Genomic DNA, 16,263 nt, shown 5'->3' with positions numbered 1-16,263 from the left:
TCGAGAGGGCATGGCTTTGCGGCGCATCGCGATCGCGATCGGGGAGCCGATGCTCCTCACGCTCGACGACGAGACGCTGCTCGCCTTCGACGCAGGCGACGGCGCGCCGAGGTGGCAGCTCACGTTCGAGCACGTGCTGTCCGCCGTCGCGTACACGTCCGCCGCCGCGCTGCCGGCCGCGCCGGAGGGGAGCCCGTGGCGATCGAGCGCGACGACGAGCAGCACCGCGATCGTCGTCGACGTGAAGGGCGGCGTTCACCTCGTCGACGCGCGCGCGGGGACGGTCATCGGCGCGCACGAAGCGGGCGGCGCCGTCGGGGCGATGGCGGCGTCGAGCGACGCGTTCGCGCTCGGCCTCGCCGACGAGGTGGCGCTCTTCCGCGACGGCCGCCGCCGCTCGTTCCGCCACCGCGCGACCGCGCTTTGTTTCTCGCGCGACGGCTCGACGCTCGCGATCGGAACGAAGAAGGCGGTCGTCCTCGTGGGCCTCGGCGCCGACGCGCAGCCGAAGGTCGTCGCCGTGCGCGGCCCCGTGCTCGACCTCGCCGCGCGCCCCGCGGGCGAGTGGCTCGCCGGCACCGAGCGCGGCGTCGTCGCGATCGACGCGGCCGGGACCAAGGCGCGGAGCCTCATCGGCGACGTCTCCGCGCAGGTCGTCGCGATCGATCGCGGCGGCAAGAGCGTCGCCGTCCTCCGCTACGAAGCGGCCGCGGCCGTGTTCGAGCTGCCGCCGGCGGAGCCGACCCGCCTCTTCACCGACGAGCGTCGCACGATCGAGGACCTCGCGTTCGCGGACGCCGGCACCCTCGCCGTCGCGCTCGACGGCGGCGACGCGTGTCTCGTGAGCCTCGCGCTCGCGACGGTGCAGCGGACGGAGCCCCACGCCGGTCGCACGCGCCGCGCGGGCGGGCTCCGCGTCGAGGTCGTGGAGCCGCCGCCGCCCTCCGAGCCGTCCGACCCTCCGCCGCGCTCGCGGAAGAGCCCGCTCGGGATCGGCTTCGCCGTCGCGATCGCGCTCTTCGTCGTGCGCCTCGTCCTCATCGCGTCGCGTTCATCGTCGCCCGACCTTCCCACGATCAAGGGTCCGATCCACATGCCGCCGAGCTCGTGCGACGAGTCATGCGGGAAGCGGCGGCTCACCGATCTCCGCAACGAGTGCGCGCGCCAGCCGGAGCTCGATTGCCTCGACGTCGCCGAGCACGCGCTCGTCGCGTTCCGGCAACACCGCTGCGACGACGTGCGTCGCGACCTCGCGACGATCAAGGCCGGCGTGCTCGCGCGGGACGGCGGAGACAAAGCGGTGCTCGTCTCCGCGACGCGTACGATCGCGGAGCTCGGTCTCCGCACGTCGTGCCGCGAGGAGCCGAAGGCGGCGCCGCCGGAGCAGGAGGAGCCGCAGGAGCTCGTGCGGCTCGAGGGGCCGCGCCTCGACGTCGCGAAGGAGGAGCCGCTCCCGATCGCGGAAGGGGAGAGCCCGCGCGCGCTGTGGGTCGCGCCCGACGGCCCGGTGTTCCTCGGCACGACGTCGACGACTGGTCGCTGCCGGCTCCACGAGCGATCGAAGACGGGCGCCTGGAGCACGAGCCTCGATCGCGTCTCGTGCGACGAGGTCACGCTGTTCGGTCGCGGCAAGACCGACGTGTACGCCGCGCTCGCGAGCGATCTCCATCACTGGAACGGAAAGGAGTGGTCCTCGGCGGGCTATTCCGGCGCGGCCATTCGCGCGCTCGCGCGCCCGTCGGGCGACGGAGACGCGAACCTCTTCGTCCTCGACGAGGAGAGCAACGTGCACGCGGCGAGCGTCACTCACACGTGGTCGAGGGAGCGGCTTCCGGTCGAAGGGAGCACCTTGCAGACGATGTGGAGCGCGGGCGACGTGCTCTACGTCGCGGGTGAGGACGAGGACGGCAACGCGCGCCTTTTTCGGCGCACCACCGACCGCGCGTGGACGATGCTCTCGCGCGACGCGTCCCCCTACGCCCGGAGCGGAAGGATCTGGGGCGGCCCCGACGGCATGTCGTTCACCGCGTCGACGACACACGTAGACGTCTCGCGCGATCGCGGCGCGACCTGGAAGACGAGCGAGCCGATCGAGCGCGAGGCGACGTCGATCTGGGGGCGCACGAGCAGCGACGTGTTCGTCGGCGGCGCCGGCGGGCTCACGCATTGGGACGGGAAGGCGTGGAAGGCGACGCCGTTCGATCGACCGGTGTCGCTCGTCGCCGGGAACACGGCCGCGCTCTATGTGGTTGCCGGGACGAAGGCGCCGCCATGAGCCTCCCGATGATCGCGTGCGCCGCGGGCGAGCCCGTCCTCCTCACGATCGACGGGAAGGACCTCCTCGCGTTCGACGCGACGACCGGCGCGGCGAAGTGGCGGCTCTCGTTCGAGCGCCGGCTCGCGGGGGTCGCGTTCGCGGCGCTCGAGCGCGGAGCGACGAGCCCGTGGCGCGCGCCGGCGAGCGCGTCGGAGGCGGTCGTCGTCGACGCGTCCGGCACGCTGCACGCGGTCGACGCCGCGGCCGGTCGCGTCGTCGGGAGCCGCGAGGCGTCCGGCGCGCCGTCGGCGCTCGCGGGGAGCGGCGACGTCGTCGCGGTCGCGTTCGATCGACGGGTGATCGTGTGGAGCGAAGGGGCGACGCACGAGATCGCGATCCGCGCGGTGGCGCTCGCGGTCGCGCGCGACGGGAGGACGCTCGCGATCGCGACGAACGAGGGCGATCTCGTCCTCGTGGACCCGGCGACTGGCGCGACGACGGCGCGTCACGCGCTCTGCGTCGACGTGAACGGCGTCACCGCGTCGCCGGAGGGCTGGATCGTCGCGTGCGACGAGGGGCTGCGCGCGGTCACGCCCGACGGCACGACGCGGCGTCTGCTCGACGGGCCGGTCGAACGCACCGCGCTCGACGTCGCGTCGCGCTACCTCGCGGTCCATCGCTCCGACACGAGCGTCGTCGTCTACGACTGGCCGCCCGCGGGCGCGCCGGCCGCGCGCGTCACGCTCGGCAAGGGCCATCACCTCGTCGACGTCGCGTTCGGGGAAGAGAACCTGCTCGCGGTCGGCATCGATCGCGGCGACGCCTCGCTCGTCGACCTCGCCGCGTTCACCTCGCGCCGAACGGAGGCGCACCCCGGGCGCGCGCCGCACGACTGGCTCCTCACGGTCGAGGACGAGACGCAACGCGCGTCGCGGGCGGAGGCGCAGCGCAAGACGAGCGCGGGCGCGGGCGCGCCGGCGTCGGTGACGAACCACAAGGCGCGGCTCGCGATCGGCGCCACGATCGGCTTCGGCGTGTTGCTCTTCCGCCTCTTCTCGCTGCAGTCGCCGGCGTCGACGTTCTACGAGCCTCCGCCGTTCCCGCACCTCGAGCCGCACTGCGACGAAGCATGCGCGCGCGTGCGGCTGTCGGTGCTCGAGGCCACCTGCCGCGACGAGCCCGCGCTCGGCTGCAGCCGCGCGGCGGAGGAGGCGCAGGCCGCGTTCGGACGCGGGCGTTGCGAAGAGGTGACGAGGGCGCTCGACGAGGCGGAGGACGCGAGCGCGCACGCGGACGGCGGCGCGACGGAGATCTTCTCCGCTACGCTGCGGCTCGCGCGCGAGGGCGCGAAGACCGGCTGCAAGGACCAACCGGCGGAGGTCGAGGTGGTCCAGCTGCGCGGTCCGGATCGAAGCCCGGAGCCGACGGGGCTCGCGGTGAGCGCGACGGATCGCCTCGAGCTGTGGGCGACGCCGAGCGGCACGCTCTTCGCGCTCACGGTGCCGCCGCCCGACGCCGGCCGCACGTGCACGTTGCGGCAGCGTTCGCCCGTGGGCGCGTGGTCGACGCGGTTCGAAGAGCGCTGCGCCGCGGCTTCGCTCCACGGGCGCAGCGCGGCGGAGGCGTACGTGTCGTTCGACGCGAGGCTCTACGCGTTCGACGGCCGCGAGTGGAGGGCGAGCGCCGGGCCGAGCGGCCTCGTGATCGATCAGCTCGCGTCGACGAGCGGTCCGACCGGCGAGCTCTTCGCGCTCGACCACGGCGGCGCGCTCCATCGACGGCGCGACGGCAAGTGGAGCTCGCTGCACGTGGCGCGGCTGGAGCGCCTTTATTCGGGCCCCGCGCTCTTCGCGCGCGGCGCGACCGACACCGCCGCCGACGCGCTCTTGCGGTGGAGCGGAGAGGCGTTCACCGTTCAGCGCGTCGTCGCGGATCGCGCGACGAGCGTCCGCCTGGACGCGCCGATCGTCGACGTGTGGTCGAGCCCGACCGGCGAGCTCTTCGCCGCGCGCCCGACGAGCCTCGGCCGCTCGAAGGACGCCGGACGCAGCTGGGAGGATTGGTCGGCGCCCGGCTCGATGAGCGTCGTGTGGGGCCGCTCCGCGAACGACGTCTACGCCGGCGGCACGACGGGCCTTCGCCGCTTCGACGGCGCGACGTGGTCGACGACGGGCTACGCCGAGCCGATCCGCGCGCTCACCGGCAACGCGCGCGACCTCTGGGTCGCGATCCAGCGGCGCTGACATGCGCTCGCTCCGCACCTCGCTCCGCACCTCGTGGTCACTTCACGCTGTCGTCACGCCATCTGGGCGTTGTTGCCGGCCTCGAGCGCGTCGACGGAGTCGATGAGCGGCGCGTTCGTCTTCTCTTTCTCTGCGCCCTTGAAGGCCATGCTGGCGCCGGGCGGAGCGTCGAACGGCGCGCGGCCGAGCTGCTTCGTCTCGAAGCGGCGCGGGAGGAACGCGGTGATGATGTAGCCGCGGAAGACCCAGGCCCAGAAGCTCCGCCAGTTGAGGACGGGATCGATGTGGTGCGCGATCTTCTCGTGCTCCTTGCGGAGGAGCGACCAGTGCGTGGCGGCGTTGGCATGGTGGACGGTGTGGAAGCCGTTGTTGAACACCATGAAGTTGAAGATGTAGCCCGTGATGTTGCGCGAGTGGTTGTACTTGGACCACGGGTCGCAATGCACGTGCTGCATGTAGTTGAACCACATCATCGAGTACGACCCGAAGAGCGACGGCAGGCCGAACGCGAACACCCAGGTCTTGAGCCCGAGGAGCGGGCCGTGGACGACGGCGCAGGCGGCGGCCGAGCCGAGGAGCACGGTGAGCCAGATCACGTACTGCGTGACGATCTGACGATGGAGCTTCGGGTTCGCCGTCTTCGCCTTCGCGATGTACTCCTTGATCGGCGTCGCCTGGTAGTACGCCGAGACGAAGAAGTACGTGACCGCGACGTACCAGGTGTTGCGGTTCGTGTGCCGCCACGTGATCGTCGCGTCGCCCTCGCGGTTGACGTGTTTGTGGTGATTGAGGTTGTGCGTCGGGATCCACGCGAACGAGGGGTACCCGTAGAAGACGCTGATCCAGTTCGCGTAGAGCTGGTTCATCGCCTTCGATTTGAACGTCGGGCAATGATTGTGGTTGTGCGCCATCGTCCCGGCCGCCATCGCGAAGTAGAAGCTGAGCGGCGAGAGGTACGGCACCAGCTCCGGCTTGACGAACTGCGCGCCGACGACGACGGGCATCAAGAGGGCCCACAGAATCGACCTGTAATCGGCGGAATTGCGGGGCAACATCGAGCTTTTCCGTAGCCTCCTAGGCGGCTCGGGGCAAGGTTGTTTCGGTGCTTTCTTGCTGCGCAGCAGCATACGCACCGAGGTGCAAAATCAGCGTTCCTCCCAGGTCAGGTCGAGGAGCCACGCGTTCGGGTCTTTCAGCGCGCCCTCGTCCCAACCGCACGCGACGTAGTTCGCGACGCGTGTTGGCACGTTGAGGCCGAGGATCGTTGGATCATCCGTCGGCGGCGCGCCGTGCCAGGCGAAGCGCTGGGTCCAGGCGATACCGGTCGTCGTGTACGACGCCCACTGCTCGATCCCGCCCCGCGTCGCGAAGTCGGCACAGATACTGCCAAGCATCAAGGCGGCGACGTCCGTACGCGCCGTCGAAGAGATGGAGAAGTCGACGCGCCGGACGTGCTCCTGGTCGGTGACGTCGAAGGGCAGGCGCCACAGCACCCAGTTCGCGTGCGTGCGCGCGCCGAGCCCGTTCAGCCGAACGCGCTCCGCGGTGAGCCGCACGCGCTGCTTCACCCACGGCGCGTCGGGCGGGCTCGGCGGACGCTTGAGGTCGAGGCGCGGAAGCGGCTCGTCGAACGGCCGCGGCGCCCGCGCAGGCGCGACCGTCAGCGAGAGGAGCGCAAGCGCGAGGACACGAGCCGCGCGGCCGACCGGGCCGCGGCGCGGCGGTGCCGGGGACGGTGCGGGGTCCGGTGCCTCGAACGCTTCGGCATCTGTCCACGCCGGCACGCGAGACATGTCGATCCAGCGTACCAACATCCGCTATATCCGCGTCGCCAATCGAGCACCACGATGAGGTCCGAAGCGAACCACGACGTCAGCGAGGACCGCACCCCCCCAAGCGGCCCCACGACCCCACGCACCGACGCCACAACGCCTCCCACCGAGCACCTCGAGCCGCACCCCGACGCGTCCGCAACGCCTCCCACCGAGCGCCTCGAATCGCACGCCGACATCGCCGTGACGCGCGCGAACGACGATGCTCCCGCGAGCGCGCCCGAGGTCGGGACGCGCGCCGCCACCGCCGGGCCGCTCGAGGCGCGGAGGTACCCGGTCGAAGCACGCGTGGACGATGCCGAGGTGCAGCGTCCGGCGGGCCGGGTCGAAGCGCGCGTGGACGATGCCGAGGTGCAGCGTCCGGTGGGCCGGGTCGAAGCGCGCGTGGACGATGGCGAGGTGCAGCGCCCGGCGGGCCCGGCCGAAGCGCGCGTGGGCGATGCCGAGGTGCAACGGCCGGCGGAGCGCTCCGAGGTGCGTGTAGACGAGGTCGAGGTGCTGCGCGTGGTCGAGTTGCTGGAGGCGTGCGTGGACGACCGCACGGTGCTCGCCGCGATCCCGACCGAGCTTCGGGTTCGTCTCCTCACGGCGGCGGGGCGGCTGTCGCGGCCGGGGCGCGACGAGTGGCGCTCGATGGCGCGGGCGCTTCGCAAGAAGGAGCGCCGCACCGCGCGCGAGGAGGACCGCGAGGCGATCGCGCAGACCGAGATCCGCTCCGCCCGACGCGCCGAGGTCTTCGTCGCCCCGGCGCGCGTCGTCCTGTCGTCGGAGCCGCATCCGCATCCGAGTCCGAATTCGAGCGCCGGCCCGGGGCCCGCCGCGGAGGCGCCGCGCGAGCTCTCGAAGTCGCGCAACTGCTACGTGTGCAAGGACGAGTACACGCGGCTCCATCACTTCTACGACTCGATGTGTCCTCCCTGCGCGGAGCTGAACTACGAGAAGCGCTTCCAGACCGCCTCGCTCGCGGGGCGCACCGCGCTCATCACCGGCGCGCGGATCAAGATCGGCTACCAGGCGGCGCTGATGATGCTCCGCGCCGGCGCGCGCGTCCTCGTCACGACGCGTTTCCCGCGCGACGCGGCGGAGCGCTTCGCGCGCGAGCCCGACTTCGCGTCGTTCCGTGACCGCCTCGCCGTGTTCGGCCTCGACCTCCGCCACTCTCCGAGCGTCGAGACGTTCGCGCGCTTCATCACGCAGACGGAGTCGCGCCTCGACATCCTCATCAACAACGCCGCGCAGACGGTCCGCCGCCCCGCCGGCTTCTACGCGCATCTCCTCGCGCTCGAGACCGCGCCGTTTGCCTCGCTGTCACCCGCGGTCCAGTCGGTCCTCCGCCGCCACGAGGAGGCCGCCTCCGCGATCGACGAAGCGCCGATGCCGTCGAGCTTCCTCGAGTGGCGCGGCGGCGCCGATGCGGCGGGCATCCGTTCCTCCGCGCTCCTCTCGCAGCTCCCGTGCGCCTACGGCGACTCGGAGGCGGACAAGCGCGCGTTCCCGCTCGGCCGCCGCGACGCGGACCTTCAGCAGATCGATCTCCGCACCATGAACAGCTGGCGCCTCGCGCTCGCGGACGTCCCGAGCCCGGAGCTCATCGAGGTCCAGCTCGTGAACGCGATCGCGCCGTTCATCCTCGCGTCGAAGCTGAAGCCCTTGATGATGCGCGACGTGACGAACGACAAACACGTCGTCAACGTCTCCGCGATGGAGGGCCAGTTCTCCCGCCGCACGAAGACGGACAAGCACCCGCACACGAACATGGCGAAGGCCGCGCTCAACATGATGACGCTCACGAGCGCCCCCGACTACGCGAAGTCGGGCATCTTCATGAACGCGGTCGACACCGGCTGGGTCACGGACGAAGACCCGATCGTGCACTCGCAGCGCAAACAAGCCGAGCACGACTTCCAGCCCCCGCTCGACATCGTCGACGGCGCCGCCCGCGTCTGCGATCCGTTCTTCCACGGCCTCCTCACCGGCGAGCACGTGTGGGGGAAGTTCCTGAAGGACTACCGCAGCGTCCCGTGGTGACGTGCGTGGAGCCCCACCGCGCGCCGGTGGCGTTCTCCTTCACGCGCCGCCAAACATAGCGCCTGACCGGTGGACTTCGTCGCGTGTATGTTCGGCGGATGAACGTGCAGGCGCTCGTCTGCTGCCGCTGCGGCGGCCCGCTCGCGAACCCCGAGGCGCTGCCGGCGCTCATCGATTGTCTGTACTGCGGGACCGTCAACTCGGCGACGCGAGAGGCGACCCGCGCGTCGGACGACGAGACCGCGTGGGAGGTTCGCAAGAAGGCGATCGACGAGTTCACCAAGGCGCTGGTCGCGGCCCTCGAGGAAGGTCGGTCGCCGCTCGATGCGTGTCGTGCGGCCTCGGCGGCTCACCTCGGCGTCGCGGGGCGCCCGGACACGGTCGCGCGAATCGTGCTCGCGCTCGCGCGTGACTTCGAGCGTGACACACGGGTCTCGATCGTACGCGACGCGACGGTGTTGTCCCGCATCGCCCAGGCGTACCTCCGCGCGCTCGACGAGCTGCGTACGAGCGAGGACTACGACCTCAATCTCCCCTTCCTGACGGCGAACCAGGACGGACCCGTGCACTTCCGGCGCAAGCTGACCGCGAAGCTCCTCGTCGAGCTCGCCGCCCGCGATCCGCACCAAGAGCCCGCACCCGCCCTCGCCCCAGAGGTGCCCGCGCCCGAAAAGAAGAAAAAGGGGTGGTGGCCGTTCTCCTGAACGAAAGGCGCCGACGCGGTCGCTCCCATCGCACCGGGCGACTCGTCTCCCGACGGACGTGCGATCGCGACAGCGTTGCCCTCGGGGCAACCGCGAGGGACGTGTTGAGGCGATCGAGCCGCAACGAATTCGACCGCTGAGGGCTGCAATCTCGGCGACGGCGGTCGGGCGAGCTGCTACGTCGCGCATGCAAACGGAGGTGTTTACATGCGTTGGGCGGGATGGAGCTTGGTCCTGGGGGCGGCGGTCACGGCGTGCGTCGCGCCCGAAGTCGAGGAGCCGGTCGCGGAGGAGAGCGCGGCGGCGACGGGGGAGCTGACGCTCTTGCCCGCGGCGCGGCTCGCGACGATCCGCGCGTCGCTCCCGCGCGTGGCCGACGAGAGGCTCGCGTCGATCCTCGAGAGCCGCGAGACGATCTGGTACGACCGGACCGCGATCGTCCCCGGCTATCAGGACTCGTTCGGCGACAACGTGATCGCGCCGATCGGCTTCCGCCCGAACACGATCAAGCCCGGGATGATCAACCTCGCGGTGCCGGGCGGGCACGAGAAGCTCTTCGTGACGAAGGGCACCTTCCACTTCCCGTTCGGCATCAGCGGCGCCGCGACCGATCCGCCGAACATGAGCGTCGTCGACTTCTGGGTGCCGCCGCGCGACTCCGCCGGCAAGCCGCTCCCGGTCGTCTACTGGCGCCGCGACCCCAACCAGTACACGCACAAGTACGTCTGGTCGTTCCCGAAGGGGACCGTCTTCGGCGAGGTCCTCTACCTCACCGCGTCGAACGGCGCCGCGTACGTCTTCGAGATCCGCACCCGCACGCGGGAGCTCCACCAGTGGCGCGTCGACGCGTTCCGGCCGTTCCCGCAGGCCTCCGATCTCGCCGCCGCGCTCGAGGACGTCGCGCCCGCGCTCGCGGCGAAGGTCAAGGACGAGAGCAGCGTCACCGCCGCGACGCTCGAGGCGTCGTTCTTCCGCTCCGCGTTCCCGCGCGAGAACGGCGCGAAGGACGTGCTGCCCCCGCTCGGCGAGGCCCTCGCGATCAAGCTGCTCACCGAGACGGAGTTCAAGTCCGCGCGCGGCGCCGTGTGGAAGGAGAGGGGAGCGCTCAAGGCGTGGGCGCCGACCGCGAGCGAGCCGTTCTCGATCGTGCCGCGGAACAACCGCGCCGGCTTCTTCGAGGTGAGCGAGGCGTCGTGCGAGCGCTGCCACCGCGACGCGGGCCGGCCGTTCAAGGACTGGTACCCCGAGGTCCTCGCGTACGGCGAGCTCTGGGGAGAGGACGAGAACTTCACCTGGCACCCGTTCGACGCGTCCAAGTTCGTCGACGCGAACGGCGACGTGCGCAACTTCAACTACGACAACCGCGCGATCCGCTCCGACTTCGTGAACGCCGGCCTGGTCGCCAAATTCGATCCCGCGAAGCACCCCGCGGCGACCTATACGGAGATCCCCCGTGCGTGGCGCAACTTCAAATATTGATCGGCGCACCCTGCTCCTCGGCCTCGCCGGCGGCCTCGCGCTGACCGCGCTCGGCTGCAGCGACGACGAAGACGCGGCGACGAGCGAGCTCGCGCTCGAACGCGGAGACGCGGGAGATACCGGCTCCGGTGACGCCGGCGCGCTCGTCGTCCTCTACGACACGTACGCGCAGGCGCTCTACCTCGACGGCACGCTGGGCCCGAAGACCGGGATCGTCCGCGCGACAGACATGGGCGTCGGCGAGGACAAGGTCTACGACTTCTGGCACGGCCACGAGGGGCGGCTCCATCGCTTCACCGTGACGGCGGCGCACTTCGCGCGGCTCCGCCAGAAGCAGCGCGTGACGATCGCGACGACGGTCGTGAGCGATCACCAGCACACGCTCTTCATCGATCCGGTCGATCTGCGCTGGCGCGTCCCCGGCGCGCCGCCCGTCTCGGTTCCCGTCTGACCGCCGCTGCGATAAAGGCGGATCGCCATGCGGTCCGCCTTCGCGATCGTCACGCTCGGCCTCGCGGCCTGCACGCCGGCGGTGGTGACGCCCCCGCCGCCAGCGCCGCCGTTGCCCCTCGGCGCGGAGCCGGCGCCGCCGCCGAAGCGCGCGCCGGTCGTCGCGGCGGCGAAGCGGCCGGTGACGCGCACGTACTTCGATACGCAGGTCACCGACGACTACGAGTGGCTCGAGGACGCGACCGCGGAGGAGACGCAGGCCTTCACCGCCGCGCAGACGTCGCTCGCGCGCGCCACGCTCGACGCGCTGCCGGAGCGCGCGACGGTGCGGGAGCGCGTCGCCGCGATCTACGGTCAGACCTCGCCCGACTGGCGCGCCGTCGCCTACGAAGGCGGCCGCCTCTTCGCGCTGAAGGACGCGCCGCCGAAGCAGCAGCCGATGCTCGTCGACCTCGGCGCCGGGAAGGCGATCGACGTCACGCAGGAGCGCGTCGTCGTCGATCCGAACGCGCTCGACCCCACCGGCAAGACGACGATCGACTTCTTCGTCCCGTCCCCCGACGGCAAGACCGTCGCGGTCTCCCTCTCGACCGGCGGCACCGAGAGCGGCGACGTGCACCTCTTCGACGTCGCGACGGGCAAGGACCGCGGCGAGACGATCGCGCGCGTGAACGGCGGCACCGCCGGCGGCTCGGTCGCGTGGAACGCCGACGGCACCGGCTTCTGGTACACGCGCTACCCGCGCAGCGGCGAGCGGCCGGACGCCGACCTCGATTTTTACCAGCAGGTCTATTTCCACAAGCTCGGCGCGCCGGAGTCCGCCGACACGTACGCGATCGGCAAGGAGCTCCCCCGCATCGCGGAGATCGATCTCCTCCGCAGCGACGACGGCAAGCGCATCCTCGCGCACGTGTCGAACGGCGACGGCGGCGAGGTCGAGCATCACGTCCTCGACACGACCGTCGCGTCCCCGCGGTGGACGCGCCTCACGCGCTTCGAGGACGAGATGGCCGCCGCCGCGTTCGGCCCCGACGGCCGCGTCTACCTCGTATCGCGGAAGGACGCGCCGCGCGGCAAGGTCGTCGCGTTCTCTCCGCCGTTCGACAAGCCCGCGACGGACGTGCTCCCCGAGGGCGACGCGGTCGTCGACGGCGTGGTCGTCGTGAAAGATGCGATCTACACGATCGAGATCGCCGACGGCCCCTCCCGCATGCGGCGCTTCCCGCTCGCGACGAAGTCGGAGCCGCTCGCGCGCGAGCCGAAGCGCCCGAAGAAGGGCCAGCCGATCCCGATCCCGCAGACGATCGCGCCTGGCGCGCGCGGCCCCGTCGCGGCGGTCCTCCCGTTGCCGCCGGTCTCGAGCGTGACGGGCGTCGTGCGCACCGGCGACGATCTCCTCGTGCGGCTCGAGAGCTACGTCGAGCCGCCGCGCTGGGCGCACTACCGCGCGAGCGAGCATCGCTTCGCTTCGACGCCGCTCGCGAAGCGCGCCGCGTACGACATGAACGACGTCGAGGTCGTGCGCGAGAGCTGCACCTCGAAGGACGGCACGCGCGTGCCGATGAGCGTCCTGCGAAAGAAGGGCGCGCCGAACGCGCCCGCGCCGGCCTACCTCACGGGCTACGGCGGCTTCGGCGTGACGGTCCGTCCGCGCATGCGCGCGCCCTACCGCGTGTGGCTCGACGCCGGCGGCGTGGTGGCGGAGACGAACCTGCGCGGCGGCGGGGAGCGCGGCGAGGCGTGGCACAAGGCGGGCAGCCTCACGAACAAGCAAAACGTGTTCGACGACTTCGCGGCGTGCGCGAAGACGCTCGCGGACCTCGGCTACACGACGCCGGACAAGCTCGCGATCAGCGGCCGCTCGAACGGCGGCCTCCTGATGGGCGCGGCGCTCACGCAGCATCCGGAGCGCTATCGCGCGGTGGCGGCGGCGGTCGGCATCTACGACATGCTGCGGAACGAGCTCTCCCCGAACGGCGCGTTCAACGTGACGGAGTACGGCAGCGTGAAGGACGAAGCGCAACTCCGCGCCCTCCGCCGCTACTCCCCGTTTCACAACGTGAAGGACGACGTCGCGTATCCGGCCGTCCTCTTCATGACGGGCGCGAACGATCCCCGCGTCGACCCTTACCACTCCCGCAAGATGATCGCGCGCCTCCAAGCCGCGACGTCCTCCGACCGCCCCGTCTTGCTCCGCGCCAGCGCCGACACGGGCCACGGCATGGGCACCCCGCTCGCCGCAGAGATCGAGGAGGTCACCGACCTCCTCACGTTCCTGCTCCACGAGGTCGGCGCCAAGCTCTGATCCGCCGCCGGAGCGCACGACAGCGCGATCAGGCTCGCGCGCGGACCTCCCCGAAAAACCGCCGCGAATCGCGCGGTTCGCGTCGCGGCATCGCTGTTGCTGCGGAAGGGGCGCATGTCTCCCTTCGATCGCCTCGCCCGTCGCCTCGCGCCCTGGACCGGACTCCTGACGGTCGCGGGAGCGTGCCAGGACATCGACTGCGAGGAGACGGGCGACACGGTCGAGGCGCGGCTCCACGCGGACGCCGTCGTCACGGCCGACCTCGGCACGTCGAGCGACGGTGTGATCTCGGCGCCGCGATGGCAGTGCACCGGGGCTCTCTCCTCGTCCACGCGAAGGCCGCGCGCGAGCGCCGCGTCGATCAACCTCACGTCGCAGATCCACGTCACCTGCGTCCTCGAGGGAAGCAGCCTCGTGCGGACGTACAGGTTCGACGCCCCGCTCCGCGATCCACGCGACCTCCCTTCGGAGCCCGAAGAGCGCGACGTCTCGATGAGCGTCCACATCCAGACGACAGGCGCCCCGGGCAACCCGATCACGCCGGTAGGCTGCAACGGCGCCGTCCCAACGCACCTCCGCGTCACCCCCCTCCGCGCCGCCGGCACGAGCGCGCCGCCCCCAGCCCACGTGACCCCCGACTTCGTTCGTGAGCTCGAGCTCGAGCTCGCGACCGACGCCACATCGGAGGCGACCACGGGCAGCACCTGCCGCATCGACCTCCGCGGCACCTTGAAGCTCGACGTCACGGTGACCCCCTCGAGCTTCTCGGAACAAACGGCGACGACGTGTCTTTGAGCGCGCAGAATCGTGGTCTGCACGAGGTCGGCGCCAAGCGTTGACGTGGTACGCTGCCTGGAGCGCGGCAAGAGCATCATGGGGCGACGGGCGGTACCGACATCATCCTGCGTGGCTCTCCGCGGAGTGACGAGGGATCGTTCATCGTCGAGCGACTCCGCCGCCGGTGGCCCAATCTGGTCGTACAAGATGCCTCCGCCGAAGAAGCGGTGGAGCTCTTCGTCGACCCCACCGCGATGCCTATCGAGCTCTTCGTGTACCGTACGCGCTCCGATTTCGAGTCCTGGATCGAGAAGGGCGCGACCGACGAGAACAGCGACACGATGATTCATGTGATCCTCGGCGAGCAGTCCACGACGCTCGTTACCGCTGGTCCCGAGTCCGAGACTCTTCGCTTGGGTTTGCGCTCCGCGACGCCCTCCTGTTCAGGCGCATCTTCGAGCACCTCCGCGCTACGAATCTCGCCTCGTCGCCACAAGCGGGCGCGGAGCGAAGATTCCGCGAATTGCTGGTCGAGCTATTGCTGCTCGGTGCGGAGGAGGATCGTCGGCTCGAAGCGCTTCGAGCGTGCTGGGTAGGAATGACGATCGAGGAACGCGATCTTGTCGGAAGGGCGTTCATGAATGACGTCGAGGTTCGGGCCGAGCCGCTCATGCTCGAGGATGTCGACGTGAATCAGGGGATGGGCGTTCCGCCGATTGCACAGCGAGCTGCGTAGTGTACGTCGCCGCACTGCATGTGATTCGTCCGGCGGATCGGAAGGAAGGATTCAACGCCTTTCGCTACGCACATCCCGATGGCGGTGATTGGCTTGTTCCGCCGGACGCGGTGCCCGACCACGATCCAGGCGTTCTGGTGAACCGCCACATTCAACTTGCTCCGAGAGGAAATCGCGTTCGCAGCTATCTCGACATCATTGCCCCCGACAATGCGCCGCGGTCGGAGATTCACCAAAAATTTTCTCGCGTTCATTCTCGATTCCGAGAGCTCCCCATTTCCTCGTGTCGGACTCGTCGGCCGATGTCGCTTCCGAACGGGGATGGATGCGGGATTGACGATTCAGTGGCGCCACGAGCTTGGCGCTCTCTACAACGCTGCTGCCGCGGTGTCGGGCGGTCACGTCGCGAGCGCTTGAGCCGCGCCGCCCGCCGCGCTTCGATCGAGCGCAGCAGCGTTTGGTCATCGCGCGTGCGCGACGAGCGTCTCCTCGAACGCAGCGAGGAAGGCGGGATCGGCGGGCGTAGCCGAGGCGCCGAGGCGACGCCGAACGAGGAGCGCGAGGTTGTCGGCGAGGACCTCCTCCGGGTGAATCGTATACGCCGTGTTTCGCCCGATTCGGCGGGCCCAGTCCGTCGCGCGCGCCTCGATCAGCACCGGCGCGCCGTCTACCTCGCGGACCACCGTCGCTTCATTCGGATCGATTTCGAGCAGCGTCGCGCGGACGACATCGAGCACCGACGTTCGCTCGATGACGTCCGCGAGCGGCAGCGGGCTGGTGAGGAGCGGCACGACCGCGCGCTCCCCGAGCCGCAATAGTGCCCGAGCTCGTGGGCGTCGGGGTTCGTCAATCTCCGGTCGTCGAGCTCGAGCGGCGACGGGATCGGCCCGACGCGCACGAAGCCGAGGAGCGCGTACGCCGCGTCGCGGAGCGCCCGCGACGTACGAGACGCGACGTGGAAGAGCTCATGAGCAAGGAGCCGGAGCGCGCGCTCGCCGCGGAGGTTTCTCACGCGCGTGGCGGGTAGGACAATCGCGTTCGATCGCGTGTAGGCGTGGTCGCGCTCTTCTCTGCCGGTCGTCTTCACGACGAGCACCTCCCGCGGGAGCACGCCACCGAGCCCGCGCGCGCCCCGCGCTACCGCGGCAAGTGTCTCCTCCCACGTCGCGGCCTCCTCACTCGTGAAGTCCAGCGCCTGCTCGCCGAGGAATCGCCGGAGATCCGCGTCGTCGACCGGTGCGCTCGTCCGCATCCTGAAGGAGCGGTCGAAGCCGCCCAGCGCGCGAGTGAAGTCGTCCTTGGCAGCGAGGATCTCCCGCCCCTCGGATGCGCTCGCGAGTCGGAGTAGCGTCATCTCTGGGCCGATACCACTGCGAGGCTGACGCAGCCTGTAGCCGCCGTGCTCGCCCGCTTGTTCAAGAGTGCTCCCAGGAGCTGTACGCGGGGAATTGT

Annotated in this window: 13 protein-coding genes; 10 read left to right on the top strand and 3 right to left on the bottom strand. The window is 70.7% G+C overall.

Translation table 11 applies throughout. The annotated features are described in order from the left end of the window. Window positions 1–10 precede the first annotated feature (10 nt). Window positions 11–2,275, top strand: coding sequence for a hypothetical protein (locus tag KF837_07330; GenBank protein MBX3227106.1), 2,265 nt, complete (start codon window positions 11–13; stop codon window positions 2,273–2,275). Then, a complete protein-coding gene (locus KF837_07325; protein MBX3227105.1) occupies window positions 2,272–4,500 on the top strand; it encodes a PQQ-binding-like beta-propeller repeat protein in 2,229 nt (742 codons plus the stop codon). The genes KF837_07330 and KF837_07325 overlap by 4 nt, the downstream gene beginning before the upstream one ends. Window positions 4,501–4,553: 53 nt before the next feature. On the opposite strand, the gene KF837_07320 is transcribed toward KF837_07325, so the two are convergent. Together KF837_07320 and KF837_07315 are read right to left on the bottom strand one after the other, a co-directional pair. After that, window positions 4,554–5,504 (bottom strand): fatty acid desaturase, encoded by a 951-nt coding sequence (locus tag KF837_07320; protein MBX3227104.1) that lies wholly within the window; start codon window positions 5,502–5,504, stop codon window positions 4,554–4,556. A 141-nt stretch (window positions 5,505–5,645) separates the two neighbouring features. Then, complete coding sequence (locus KF837_07315; protein ID MBX3227103.1) at window positions 5,646–6,056, bottom strand: hypothetical protein; 411 nt, start codon at window positions 6,054–6,056, stop codon at window positions 5,646–5,648. Window positions 6,057–6,347: 291 nt separating this feature from the next. Between KF837_07315 and KF837_07310 the strand changes: the two genes are divergently transcribed. From KF837_07310 to KF837_07275, 8 genes are all read left to right on the top strand, one after another. Next, window positions 6,348–8,360, top strand: coding sequence for an SDR family NAD(P)-dependent oxidoreductase (locus KF837_07310; protein MBX3227102.1), 2,013 nt, complete (start codon window positions 6,348–6,350; stop codon window positions 8,358–8,360). Window positions 8,361–8,458: 98 nt separating this feature from the next. After that, window positions 8,459–9,064 carry an Hsp70 family protein gene (locus KF837_07305; protein MBX3227101.1) on the top strand — a complete coding sequence of 202 codons (606 nt, stop codon included), beginning with the start codon at window positions 8,459–8,461 and terminating at the stop codon, window positions 9,062–9,064. A 207-nt stretch (window positions 9,065–9,271) separates the two neighbouring features. Then, window positions 9,272–10,543, top strand: a complete 1,272-nt coding sequence (locus KF837_07300) for a hypothetical protein (protein ID MBX3227100.1) — start codon at window positions 9,272–9,274, stop codon at window positions 10,541–10,543. After that, window positions 10,518–10,994 (top strand): hypothetical protein, encoded by a 477-nt coding sequence (locus KF837_07295; protein ID MBX3227099.1) that lies wholly within the window; start codon window positions 10,518–10,520, stop codon window positions 10,992–10,994. Before KF837_07300 ends, KF837_07295 begins: the two co-directional genes overlap by 26 nt. 27 nt (window positions 10,995–11,021) lie before the next feature. Beyond that, the gene (locus KF837_07290; GenBank protein ID MBX3227098.1) at window positions 11,022–13,298 is read left to right on the top strand and encodes a S9 family peptidase; all 2,277 of its coding nucleotides are present in this window, start codon (window positions 11,022–11,024) and stop codon (window positions 13,296–13,298) included. Window positions 13,299–13,412: 114 nt separating this feature from the next. Beyond that, entirely contained in the window at window positions 13,413–14,093 is a 681-nt protein-coding gene (locus KF837_07285) for a hypothetical protein (GenBank protein ID MBX3227097.1), read from the top strand. 209 nt (window positions 14,094–14,302) lie between these two features. Beyond that, window positions 14,303–14,671: a hypothetical protein gene (locus KF837_07280; protein ID MBX3227096.1), complete on the top strand. Its 369-nt coding sequence runs from the start codon at window positions 14,303–14,305 to the stop codon at window positions 14,669–14,671. A 2-nt stretch (window positions 14,672–14,673) separates the two neighbouring features. Next, a complete protein-coding gene (locus KF837_07275; GenBank protein ID MBX3227095.1) occupies window positions 14,674–14,811 on the top strand; it encodes a hypothetical protein in 138 nt (45 codons plus the stop codon). A 461-nt stretch (window positions 14,812–15,272) separates the two neighbouring features. Here the strand turns inward: KF837_07275 and KF837_07270 are convergent, their stop codons facing one another. Beyond that, on the bottom strand, window positions 15,273–15,602 hold the full coding sequence (locus tag KF837_07270; protein MBX3227094.1) for a hypothetical protein: 330 nt from the start codon (window positions 15,600–15,602) through the stop codon (window positions 15,273–15,275). Window positions 15,603–16,263: the final 661 nt, after the last annotated feature.

Origin of the sequence: Labilithrix sp. (assembly GCA_019637155.1) — a bacterium.
In the GTDB taxonomy this organism is placed as follows: Bacteria; Myxococcota_A; Polyangia; order Polyangiales; family Polyangiaceae; genus Labilithrix.
The sequence above is the reverse complement of the archived record's forward strand: the minus strand, read 5'-3'. Positions and strand labels throughout refer to the sequence as shown.

What these genes read in the sequence shown, in the direction of transcription:
- KF837_07330 (MBX3227106.1), top strand. Translation starts at nt 11, where the DNA reads ATGGCTTTGCGGCGCATCGCGATCGCGATCGGGGAGCCGATGCTCCTC.
- KF837_07325 (MBX3227105.1), top strand. Translation starts at nt 2,272, where the DNA reads ATGAGCCTCCCGATGATCGCGTGCGCCGCGGGCGAGCCCGTCCTCCTC.
- KF837_07320 (MBX3227104.1), bottom strand. Translation starts at nt 5,504, where the DNA reads ATGCCCGTCGTCGTCGGCGCGCAGTTCGTCAAGCCGGAGCTGGTGCCG.
- KF837_07310 (MBX3227102.1), top strand. Translation starts at nt 6,348, where the DNA reads ATGAGGTCCGAAGCGAACCACGACGTCAGCGAGGACCGCACCCCCCCA.
- KF837_07305 (MBX3227101.1), top strand. Translation starts at nt 8,459, where the DNA reads ATGAACGTGCAGGCGCTCGTCTGCTGCCGCTGCGGCGGCCCGCTCGCG.
- KF837_07300 (MBX3227100.1), top strand. Translation starts at nt 9,272, where the DNA reads ATGCGTTGGGCGGGATGGAGCTTGGTCCTGGGGGCGGCGGTCACGGCG.
- KF837_07290 (MBX3227098.1), top strand. Translation starts at nt 11,022, where the DNA reads ATGCGGTCCGCCTTCGCGATCGTCACGCTCGGCCTCGCGGCCTGCACG.
- KF837_07285 (MBX3227097.1), top strand. Translation starts at nt 13,413, where the DNA reads ATGTCTCCCTTCGATCGCCTCGCCCGTCGCCTCGCGCCCTGGACCGGA.
- KF837_07275 (MBX3227095.1), top strand. Translation starts at nt 14,674, where the DNA reads ATGACGATCGAGGAACGCGATCTTGTCGGAAGGGCGTTCATGAATGAC.